The organism is Thiolapillus sp. (assembly GCF_048562965.1).
In the GTDB taxonomy this organism is placed as follows: Bacteria; Pseudomonadota; Gammaproteobacteria; order Chromatiales; family Chromatiaceae; genus Thiolapillus; species Thiolapillus brandeum_A.
The window spans coordinates 1-10,093 of sequence record NZ_JBHNMF010000076.1 but is presented as its reverse complement, the minus strand read 5'-3'; the positions used below and the strand labels follow the sequence as shown (position 1 = coordinate 10,093).

The 10,093-nt window shown below is 56.4% G+C and carries 11 protein-coding genes; all 11 read right to left on the bottom strand.

The window, feature by feature from the left end; translation table 11 throughout:
• Window positions 1-599 precede the first annotated feature (599 nt).
• Window positions 600-2,366, bottom strand: coding sequence for a thiosulfohydrolase SoxB (soxB, locus tag ACOCD2_RS06395; RefSeq protein WP_293646222.1), 1,767 nt, complete (start codon window positions 2,364-2,366; stop codon window positions 600-602).
• A gap of 112 nt (window positions 2,367-2,478) precedes the next feature.
• A complete protein-coding gene (gene soxZ, locus ACOCD2_RS06390) occupies window positions 2,479-2,793 on the bottom strand; it encodes a thiosulfate oxidation carrier complex protein SoxZ (RefSeq protein WP_293646220.1) in 315 nt (104 codons plus the stop codon).
• Between the two features lie 20 nt (window positions 2,794-2,813).
• A complete protein-coding gene (gene soxY, locus ACOCD2_RS06385) occupies window positions 2,814-3,284 on the bottom strand; it encodes a thiosulfate oxidation carrier protein SoxY (protein ID WP_293646218.1) in 471 nt (156 codons plus the stop codon).
• Window positions 3,285-3,337: 53 nt separating this feature from the next.
• Window positions 3,338-3,679, bottom strand: coding sequence for a hypothetical protein (locus ACOCD2_RS06380; protein WP_293646216.1), 342 nt, complete (start codon window positions 3,677-3,679; stop codon window positions 3,338-3,340).
• Between the two features lie 15 nt (window positions 3,680-3,694).
• On the bottom strand, window positions 3,695-4,546 hold the full coding sequence (gene soxA / locus ACOCD2_RS06375; protein ID WP_293646214.1) for a sulfur oxidation c-type cytochrome SoxA: 852 nt from the start codon (window positions 4,544-4,546) through the stop codon (window positions 3,695-3,697).
• 25 nt (window positions 4,547-4,571) lie between these two features.
• Window positions 4,572-4,931 carry a sulfur oxidation c-type cytochrome SoxX gene (gene soxX, locus ACOCD2_RS06370; RefSeq protein WP_293646212.1) on the bottom strand — a complete coding sequence of 120 codons (360 nt, stop codon included), beginning with the start codon at window positions 4,929-4,931 and terminating at the stop codon, window positions 4,572-4,574.
• Between the two features lie 243 nt (window positions 4,932-5,174).
• A complete protein-coding gene (locus ACOCD2_RS06365; protein ID WP_293646210.1) occupies window positions 5,175-5,804 on the bottom strand; it encodes a response regulator transcription factor in 630 nt (209 codons plus the stop codon).
• Window positions 5,794-7,968, bottom strand: a complete 2,175-nt coding sequence (locus ACOCD2_RS06360; RefSeq protein WP_293646208.1) for a PhnD/SsuA/transferrin family substrate-binding protein — start codon at window positions 7,966-7,968, stop codon at window positions 5,794-5,796. Before ACOCD2_RS06360 ends, ACOCD2_RS06365 begins: the two co-directional genes overlap by 11 nt.
• Window positions 7,961-9,052 (bottom strand): glycine oxidase ThiO, encoded by a 1,092-nt coding sequence (gene thiO, locus ACOCD2_RS06355; protein WP_293646206.1) that lies wholly within the window; start codon window positions 9,050-9,052, stop codon window positions 7,961-7,963. Before thiO ends, ACOCD2_RS06360 begins: the two co-directional genes overlap by 8 nt.
• A 104-nt stretch (window positions 9,053-9,156) precedes the next feature.
• Complete coding sequence (locus ACOCD2_RS06350) at window positions 9,157-9,696, bottom strand: Uma2 family endonuclease (protein ID WP_293646204.1); 540 nt, start codon at window positions 9,694-9,696, stop codon at window positions 9,157-9,159.
• Between the two features lie 184 nt (window positions 9,697-9,880).
• Window positions 9,881-10,093: hypothetical protein (locus tag ACOCD2_RS06345; RefSeq protein WP_293672506.1), on the bottom strand; the 213-nt coding region annotated here is incomplete at its 5' end.

The window sequence follows — 10,093 nt, the reverse complement described above, 5'->3', positions numbered from 1 at the left end:
GCCCAGACAATTGGCTCCCGCTCAATCCGGGTGACCTGCTCGGAAGAGCCGGATGCGGGAAATCCGCACGTCCGGTTCTGTGAGGGTGAAAGCCAGCAATGGCCGATCTACTCGACTAACCCTAAGGAAGTTCTGATTAATTCTGGCACGAGCAAATTGTGGTGAAAAATTATTCAGCTCAGTAGGATGCGGTGAGGCACGAACCGCATCAAGAGGGCACGCGGGTATAATTCGATGCGGTTCACAGGTCCACCACATCCTACTAAATTCAGCCCTTGTGCAGTGTCCGGCAGCCAGTTGATCATGGCTGTCTGCCATGCCAGTAGGCATACCGTTCTGATCGGGTGCGCTGTTGACGGTTGGAAGGTCGTGCCGCATTGAAGAATACTGCTCTCGGCATCCCTGCTTCGCAGCATACGACCGCCAAGGACGGCGGAAGTGCAGATCACGCAGGGAGCAGTTATCTGCCCGTACATCCTGTGTACATGCGCCGCTACGGCCATCCCTGGCCTTTCGCAGCATACACTCCATCCCTGGAGATAAAAAAAGGCACCCGAAGGTGCCAATCCCAATAGGAGGGAGGGGATAAAGGGGTTGTGTCAGCTGGCGATGCCGGGATTGCCTTTCACGCCAACCAGCTTGGGGGTGTTGAGCTTCTTGATCTTTACCGTGCCCTGTTCTTTCAGGTAGTCTGCGACCACATCCCAGATGGGGCGGCCCGGTGATTTGGAGCCTACGGTAGCCCAGCCGGAAACCATGTATTTCTTGTTGGCTTCGATCTTGGTGCCGTTATCCAGAGTCATGTTGGTGACGCGCTTGCCCATGGTTTGTCCGGGCTCGCAGACATAGTCCAGTCCGCCGACGCGTACCATATCGCCACCCTGCTGATAGTAAGGGTCTGTGTTGAACAGGTTGTCTGCCACATCTTCGAGGATGGCCTTGATTTCTTCACCGGTCATTTCACGGCGATAGGTTTCCGGGTAAGTGATGCAGGTCTGGTCCATGACATGATCCATGGTGATGTCCTGACCGGGCAGCACGGTGGTGCCCCAGCGGAAGCCGGGCGACAGGGAGATCTGCGCATCGTTGACCTTGTTCAGAGCATCGCAGATGATCTGGTCGAAGGTGCCGTTGAAGTTGCCGCGACGGTACAGGGTTTCGCCGGCCACGGCGAGTTTCTTCTCCAGTTTGTCCTTGTAAGGAGCGCGGACTTTTTCGATATAGGTCTGCATTTCCTTGTCGGCTTCGAGCATATTGGAGAACACGGGTACCAGTCGGTAGCGGTAGTCCTTGAGTTTGCCCTTGCGCACATCCAGGTCCATGACAGCAAGAAACTTGCCGTTGGATCCCGCATTGGTCACCAGGGTCTTGCCGCCCTTGTTGCTCACTTCCACCGGGCGGGGTACGCCATCGTGAGTGTGGCCGCCGAAGATGACGTCGATGCCGCTCACACGGGAGGCCATCTTGAGGTCAACATCCATACCGTTGTGGGAAATGACAACCACCAGGTCCGGTTTCTCGGTTTCCCGCACGTGGTTGACCATGGACTGCATACGCTCGTCCTGGATGCCGAAGGTCCAGTCAGGAATGAAGCGCTGGGGATTGGCGATAGGGGTGTAGGGAAAAGCCTGACCGATAACGGCCACGCGCATGCCGTTCACGGATTTCATGCTGTAGGGCTTGAAGGCAAGGCCCGAGTCTTCGTCGAAGCCGGCAAAATCGGCGAACTTGTAATCGAACAGCGCATCGTCGTTGACGCTCACATTCTGGGCCACGAATTCGCCCTTGAATGCACCGATGTTGGCGATGACTTCCTTGTCCAGGTAGGTGAATTCCCAGTGGCCTGTCATGACATCCACACCCAGAAGATTGCAGGCGCCGACCATGTCCTTGCCACGGGTCCAGAATGCTGTACCGGAACCCTGCCAAGTGTCACCACCGTCGAGAAGAATGCTGTTGCCGTCGCCACGTTCGGCACGCAATCGCTTGACCAGTGTTGCCAGGTGGGAGAACCCCCCAACCTTGCCGTATTTTTTTGCGGCATTGTCGAAGTCCAGGTAGGTGAACGCATGGGATTCGATGCTGTTGGGAGCAATATCGTAGTATTTCAGGAAATTCTTGCCGACGATATGGGGCGGCTTGCCCTTTGCTGCGCCGATACCCAGATTGACGCTGGGTTCGCGGAAATAGATGGGATTCAGCTGTGCATGGCAGTCTGTCATGTGCATGAGGCAGACATTGCCGAATTTGGGCACTTCGTACAGATCAGAAGGTTTTTTTGCTGCCGAAAATGCCGATGTGGGGAGCATGCCAGCGGCGCCGGCAAGGCTCATCAGCCTTACAAATTCTCGTCTTGATATGGTCATTGAAGAATGTCCTGTGAGTCATGTGTAAATATTCCTGAACCCCGGAGTGATTTCCGGAGCTCAGGAATATGCCCTTTCCGTGGTGGGAAAGGGCAAGGGTACTGATTAAAGACTAGCGGATCTTAGCGGTGATGGAGTCGCCCTTACCCATGTTGTCTTTCCAGCTCAGTTCAATGCTGTCGTCTTTCTTGCCGCCTTTGAACTTGAATGCCAGATAGGGGTTTTTGGAAACGGAACCGCCCCATTCGCAGTTGATAACGGGTTTGCCGTTGTGCTTGCACACCACTTCCTGGATGAAGTGGGCAGGAATCAGTTTGCCGGTCTTCTTGTTCTTGCGCAGACCGGTTTCCATGGGATGGGTGATCAGTGCCTTGACAGTGGTGATGCCGCCTTTGGACTTTGCCCGGATTTTGATTGATTTAGCCATTTTGTTGCCTCTTCAGTTGATCAGCCGCCGCAGCCGCCAATGGTGACTTTTACGCTTTTGCGTGCGGAATACAGTTTGCCGTTAGCCTTGACGACAGCGATGACATCGCCGGTCTTGCCCATTTTTACGCGGGTTGACACATCAGGCAGAGTGCCTTTCGGCAGGTGGAAAACAGCAGACAGAGGCGTGGAGTTTTTCTCTACCAGCAGGGTGATGGAATCGACACCGTCCATCTTGGTGGCAACGGACACGGGTACGACAGCGCCGTTTTCAGCAATATCCGGTGCCTTGATGGTGATGTCCTTGGAAGGCGTGGTGGTTGGGCTGCCGTCAGCGGCGGCGATGGCTTCATCGATGCCTTTGGCAGTGAATGCATTCTTGTTCCAGGCCGCCAGTACGGCACCGGGAGTAAGCAGACCGGCGGCAGTGCCGAGGGTTCCTGCAGCCACTGATCCCTTGAGGAATACACGGCGTTTCTGATTAAGACTCATGATTACTTCTCCATTAAATGATTGGATCTGTTGTTGTCAGATGCTCGAGGATCTTAGAAGCGGGGGCCGGCATTTTTCTGCGCCATGGCCTGCTTGTATCCTGCCTCTGCCTGGAATTGCACGATGTCCAGCAGCTTGAGCGCCTTGTCATAGTCGCCGGCCTTGGCGGCTTCGATGGCGCTGGGCAGATATTTCTTTTTGGATTTCTTCCAGCGGATATCCCGCCATTCGCCGCCGACGGAAGCGGCCTTGTCGACTGCTGCCTGGGCGTTTTTCAGCGCGGCCTCATACTGCGCCTGCTTGCTGGCGGGTTTGTCTGGTGTGGTGGCGTTGCAACCTGTTATGAACAGGGCCAGGCCAAATGCTGCGATTAGTTCTGCGATTAGTTTTTTCATTTGTTTGTCTCCCCGTTACTCGCGGTAACCTGGTGCGTTGATTTCCAGACCGTTTGACATGTAGGTGTGGAAGAATTCCAAATTGCGGTATTCCTTGCCTTGTGCCTTGAAAGGACGGGCGCGGACCTGCTTGTTACAGCCGCCATAGCGGCGATGCAGGGTGCCAAGGCCGTCGCCTTTGCCTTTCTTCGCCCATTTGGCGCGGTATACAGGGAAGTGAGTGGTTTGGCCCAGAGCCGCACTCAGCACGTTGCCGCGAATACGCTGTCCGGCATAGTAGACATGACAGTCAGCACAGGCCATGTTCAGCTGGCCGCGCTTGGCATAGAAGAAGTGTTTGCCGTCTTCATAAGCCTGCAGTGCCTTGGGATCGTTGGGAACGACCACGTTGGTCTTCTGACCGCGGGCTTCGTAGCCCAGGAAAGCGCCGAGATGTGCGATTTTTCCTTTCTTCCAGCCGAAAGGTTTTTCACCGTTGGCTTTCAGGCATTTGTTGATGTCGCCTTCAAGGGTAACGACCTTGCCGCTGGCCTTGTCCCAATGCGGGTATTTTGGGCGCACTTTCGAAGCGTCTTTGCCGAAGCAGCTGGCGAAACTCTTGCCGTTCTTGAACGGGGTTTCCCAGATCTCGCGGCCCTTGTCCACGTATTCCTCATAAGGAGGGAATTCTTCCATAGACTCCCACTGCAGGCGTTTGCTGGCGTCCAGTGCGTAGGGGCCATTACCGAATTCATTGAGCTGAATGCCGGGGAAGCGTTGTTCGAAATAGGTACGGAAATGTGCCAGGTCCTCTTTCGGGCTGGACATTGCCTGTGTTGCAGTTGCCACCAGACCAGCGGAAAGCAACAGGGTAAGCATTTTCTTCATGATTTCTGTCCTCTTGCGTCCGCTGTTACAGACTGTAGATAAAATCAGTCACCAGATCGATTTCTTTCTCGGAAAGAATCCTGTGGCGACCCATGGGTGGCATGATGCTGTTGGGGGTGCCTACAGTGGAATCCCAGATCTGGGCACGCAGCTTTGCTTTGTCAGGGAAACGGGCCTTCATAGCTACCAGCGGCGGTGCGATAGTGCCTGCGACCTTGCCACCTTCGATATGGTGACAGGCCAGGCAGTTGCCTTTGGTGCGGCTGAAAGCGATTTCTTTGCCAGCGGCGATATCATCTGCGCTGGCCTGGGCGGAAAACACCAGCCCGGTGCACAGGGCCAGGGCAGTGGCAGTTTTGCCAAGCCTTTGGGTGAGTTTCGTCATTACATCCTCCAGGGATTTATGGACTAATGTCACAGTACATTCCACGGTTGACCTGTCCAGGGCAGGGTCGGCGGGAATCTTCTGCGGTTGGTTACAAAACTAGTGTGTTTGCACGTCGGCCGAACGCGGTATCTCTTGATGGATGTTTTGCGTCGGCGTGATGAGAGTATGCAGCGACTGATGGGGCAGGGGAATTGGCAGATACAGGAAAATTGATTAGGGTTTTCCCTAATCACGCGCAAACTAGTCGGGATGTGGATTATCGTCTTCCAGTGACAGCACCATTCGCATCAGTTCAGACAGGCTTTGTGCCTGCATTTTCTCCATGACTTTGGCCCGGTGAGCTTCCACGGTTGACTGGCTGACGGACAGATCCAGGGCAATGACCTTGTTGCGCTTGCCGGCAACCACCATTTTCATGACCTGCTGCTCCCTGGGTGTCAGTGAGGCCAGTCTTGCCTTGACTTCCGCCAGTTTGCTGGCGCGGCCGCGCTGTCTGGCATCGGTATCCAGTGCACGGTGAACGCTGTCGAGCAGGGCCTGGTCATTGAAGGGCTTCTCGATGAAATCCACGGCGCCTGCCTGTACCGCACGCACCGCCATGGGTACATCACCGTGACCGGTGATGACGATGACCGGCGGGTGCATGATTTCGGCAGCGAGACGTGCCTGAAGTTCCAGGCCGCTCATGCCGGGCATGCGCACGTCCAGTATCAGGCAGCCGGGAGATTCCGGGTCGAAGTTTTCCAGATAGGCATCGGCGGAAGGAAAGGTCTGGACCTGCAGGCCCACGGATTCCATAAGCAATGCCAGTGCCTGGCGGACCTGAGTGTCGTCGTCCACGATGAAAATGGTGCTCGCGTTATTGCTCATTGCTGGCCTCGCTGACGGGCAGGGTAAAACGGAATATGGCGCCCTTGTGGCCCTGCGCGTCATAGTAAAGGTTGCCGTTGTGGGCGTTGATGATGGCCATGCTGATGGACAGGCCCAGCCCCATGCCATGGGATTTGCTGGTCACGAAAGGATCGAACAGTTTGTCCTGCAGTTCCCTGTCAGCACCGGGGCCGGTGTCTTCGATGGAAGTGATAACGGCGTTGCCGCCGGCGGAGCGGGTCCGCAGCGTCAGAATGCGTTTGCCTTCGTCGATTTCCGACATGGCCTCGATAGCGTTGCGTATCAGGTTCAGGATGACCTGGTCGATTTGAATATGCTGGGCATGCACCAGGGGAATTTCCGTATCCAGATCGCGAACCACGCGGATACCTGCCTTGCGGATTTCGGGCTCCAGGAGCAGGAGCACTTCCTCGATCAGCTGGTTGATCTGAACCTGGGTATGGCGGGGTTCTTCCTTGCGTACGAACTGGCGCAGCTGCTGGATGATACCGCCGGCGCGGCGTGCCTGGGTGCTGATGGTTTCCAGAACGTCCACTACCTTGTCGGTAGGTGGGGTACCGGATTCCAGCAGGCGGATGCAGGCATCGGCGCTGGTGGCAATGGCGGTAAGGGGCTGATTCAACTCATGAGCCATGCCGGATGCCATTTCGCCCATGGTACTGAGTCGGGCGACGTGGGCCAGTTCCATCTGATACTGGCGGTCTGCCTCTGCAGCCTGCTTGCGCGTGCTGATGTCCCGAAACACAACCACCGAACCGACGATATCACCCTGCTCATTGCGAATGGGGGTGCTGCTGTACTCCACCGGAATGCTATTGCCGTCTCTTCTCCAGAACAGGTCTTCTTCCACATAGCGGGGTTTGCCTTCGCGAAATGTGAGATATACAGGGCATTCCGTCCCTGGATTGGGGCTGCCGTCCTGCCGGGTGTGATGCAGGAGCTGGTGTTGGTTGGCGCCGATGAGATCTTTGGCCCGCCAGCCGGTGATTTCGGTAACCGCCTTGTTGATGAAAGTCGCGTTTCCCTGCAGATCCACGCCATAGATTCCGTCGGCTACGGAATCGAGGATGAGGTTGTGCTGGCGCTCCAGCATGCTTTTCGATTTCTTCAGCGCCTGGTTGAGACGCACGACCCAGCTGGTCATCACCAGCATGAACAGCAGGAAGGCCATGGTGATCAGCAGCCAGTACCAGTATTTTTCGATGGCGTCGCTGAGGGTGAAGCGCTCCGGACGGTCATAGGGAGGGAGATGCAGATCGCGCAACAGATCGTGTACCGGCTGGTATTCCAGTGGTGTGGTCCAGCCGGCGTACTCGCCCCACTGGGCTGCAGGCTCCAGGGGGGACATCTGCAGCAGCGCGACGGCAACCCGCCGGGCGAGTTGTGCAGGCGTGTGCTGCAGCTGGCTGAAAGGCCATTCGGGATAGAGCTGCGTACTGTGAGAGAACGGATACCGGGCATTTTTCTTCTCGCCCAGAATCCTGAATTCACCGGCAGCGGTTGTGCCTCCCTCGGCCAGGTTCTCGAGTATGCCTGTGCGCACCGTGCCCACATCGGCCTTGCCGTGCTGGACTGCCTGCACAACGGCATCATGTGTGCCGCCGAACTGCAGGCTTTCCGTGTCCTCGTAGGGATTGATGCCGATCTTCTCCAGCTCTTTCCAGGTCATCTGGAAGCCGCCCAGGGAAGTCTTGTCTACGGCCATCAGATTCTTTCCCCGCAGGTCTTCCAGTTTCCTGATGTCCTTTCGGTCGCTGCGCGTGAAAATGACCCCGCCGAACACGTTGGATGCGCGGTTGTTGATGAGGTTGTTCAGGATGACGATGCGGGAAATCCGGTAACGCACTTCCATGTTGACATAGATGCCGGGATTGACCAGCAGGAAATCCACCGTGCCGTCTCTGACTGCAGGTTCGATTTCCCGGAAGTCCAGCGAAACGATGATGAAGTGATACTCCGGTATCACCCGGGAAAGATAATCGGCGGTTGGCGACCAGTTGCGCAGGGTGGCTTCATCGCCCCGGTGGCTCAGTACGCCGATTCTCACTTCCGGAGTCTCTGCAGCGGCAAGGCTGGAGGCAAGCAGGCAGATTGCCATGAAAAGGAGCAGAATGGGGCTGCGGGTAGCAGGGCTGTCAGCCACGGGGTGCGTCCAGTGCATAAGGGGCGGGATCGATGACGGGTTTCCTGTCGAGAGCAAGGTCGGCCAGCAGCTTTGCGGATGCCGGACCCAGTACCACACCGTTGCGGTAGTGTCCCGCGTTGATGAAAAGGTTCTCGATCTGCGAGTGCCTTGTGATGTAAGGAATACCTGCAGGTGCTGCAGGCCGCAGCCCCGCCCAATGCAACTCCACTTCATACGCTTGCAGGACAGGATAGCGCTCTATAGCCAGCCGGGTCAGTTCGTCGCGGGCCAACTGTGTGGTGTCTTTTTCAAAACCGGCTTCTTCCAGTGTGCTGCCAAACAGGATCCGGCCATCGCGGCGGGGGATGATGTAGCGGTTCTCTTCCAGCATCATGTGCCGGATGACGCCGGGCTGACCCTTGAACAACAGCATCTGTCCACGCACCGGCCGTATATCGGCGGGTGTGGGCAGCATCCGGCTGAAAGTCCCTGTCCATGCCCCCATGGCGAGTATGGTGGTTTTCGCCAGAACCGGACCTGCCGGGGTTTCCACGCCCCGCAGATGCCCATCATCCAGTATCAGGCCTGTGGCGGGAGTGCGGGTACGAATTTTTACACCCCGCTGCTGCAGATCCTGCAGCAGTGCTTTGACCAGCCGCGGATTCCGTACCTGGGCGACTTCCGGCATCCACATGGCGGTTGCAGGGGGATTGTGGCGTTCGGGTTCCAGTTCGGCAATGTTGGAAGCATCCACTACGGTGAGCGCTTTCTGATTGCGCTGCGCCCACTGCTGTGCCTGCGTCAGTTCATCATCGGCGCGAATGAGCAGGCCGCTGACGGTGTATTGCGGGTCGATACCGGTGTCTGTACTGATCTGCATGCACAGCCGCTCATAGTGCTTCTGACTGACACTGGCCAGCCTGCTGATGCTGTCAGGGTAACGCCAGGGATAAAGGGGGGACACAATGCCGCCCCCGGCCCATGAGGACTCCCGCGCCATTTCGCCCCGTTCCAGGAGTACGACATCAGCGCCGGCTTCCTGCAGCTCGCGGGCGGTCAGCATGCCGATGATTCCTCCGCCGACAATCAGCACATCACTCATAAATTATTCCTCCCTCTCACCTTGTGGAGACGACTCCAGGGAAGGAGGAGGTAGAGCGACGCAGGAAGCCAAAGCCGAGGGCCGGGGAGAGGGGCAACGATCGTTCACGCCCAGATTCTTGAAAAATCTAAATTTATCAGGCATTTTCCAAGATCAAATTCAAGGCTTTCATCCGTGGCATCCATCACCTTGATGTAGCTTCCTTCATGCAGCATGTAAACCTTGGCGAGCTGTTCCTTGGGATCGACGATCACATAATGCCGCACCCCTTCTCTTTCATACAGGTTGAATTTGGTGTTTTTGTCTTTGTATGCGGTGGATTTGGAAAGAATTTCGAAGATCAGTTCGGGCGTCTTGCTCAGATAAGCGCCCTTCGCTTTGCCGCAAATAACCAGATTGTCAGGCTGAACCACCGTGTCTTCGTCGATCTTCCAGTCCACGGGCAGCAAGGCCAGGCAATGTTCACATTCAGCTAGTGTGGCATCAAGAACGCAGGCAATTCGTTGACTGATCTGCTGATGCCGCAGGGAAGGCGCAGGCGTCATGGCGTAGGGAATGCCATGAATCAACTCCCATCGGCCTTCCCACTGCACATAGTCCCCATAGGTATAGTGAGGTAGATCCCGGTCTCTCGGATATCCCACAATAACGCCTCCAGATGAGTGAATCTCGATTGATTATACATCACATGGGTGGATTTCCCTCACTCCAAGACTCATCCCCCAGGATCACGTCATCTAAGTTCCTAAGTTATTGATAAGGCGGGGTGGTGTCTGATCGGAAAACCTCGGAGGCAGGGATGCCGACGTGGAGCCTGCAGGGATGTATTTACGGCGTTTTTCCGATCAGACACCACCCCAGCCAAGATTTTAGATGACGGGACTCTGACTCATCCCCAAACCGGGGAGAGGAGTCAATCAACCGCTGCCAGCCATGGAGAGCGAAGCGAAGGCTGGTAGACCCCAGTAGCCGCGAGGCCGCACTGCTTACCCGTCGTGCGCATAGCGCCAGAGGGGAAGCAAAGTAGGCATCCAAACGCGG

Coding starts and splice junctions, on each gene's coding strand:
- soxB (WP_293646222.1), bottom strand. CDS start 2,366: ATGACCATATCAAGACGAGAATTTGTAAGGCTGATGAGCCTTGCCGGC.
- soxZ (WP_293646220.1), bottom strand. CDS start 2,793: ATGGCTAAATCAATCAAAATCCGGGCAAAGTCCAAAGGCGGCATCACC.
- soxY (WP_293646218.1), bottom strand. CDS start 3,284: ATGAGTCTTAATCAGAAACGCCGTGTATTCCTCAAGGGATCAGTGGCT.
- ACOCD2_RS06380 (WP_293646216.1), bottom strand. CDS start 3,679: ATGAAAAAACTAATCGCAGAACTAATCGCAGCATTTGGCCTGGCCCTG.
- soxA (WP_293646214.1), bottom strand. CDS start 4,546: ATGAAGAAAATGCTTACCCTGTTGCTTTCCGCTGGTCTGGTGGCAACT.
- soxX (WP_293646212.1), bottom strand. CDS start 4,931: ATGACGAAACTCACCCAAAGGCTTGGCAAAACTGCCACTGCCCTGGCC.
- ACOCD2_RS06365 (WP_293646210.1), bottom strand. CDS start 5,804: ATGAGCAATAACGCGAGCACCATTTTCATCGTGGACGACGACACTCAG.
- thiO (WP_293646206.1), bottom strand. CDS start 9,052: ATGAGTGATGTGCTGATTGTCGGCGGAGGAATCATCGGCATGCTGACC.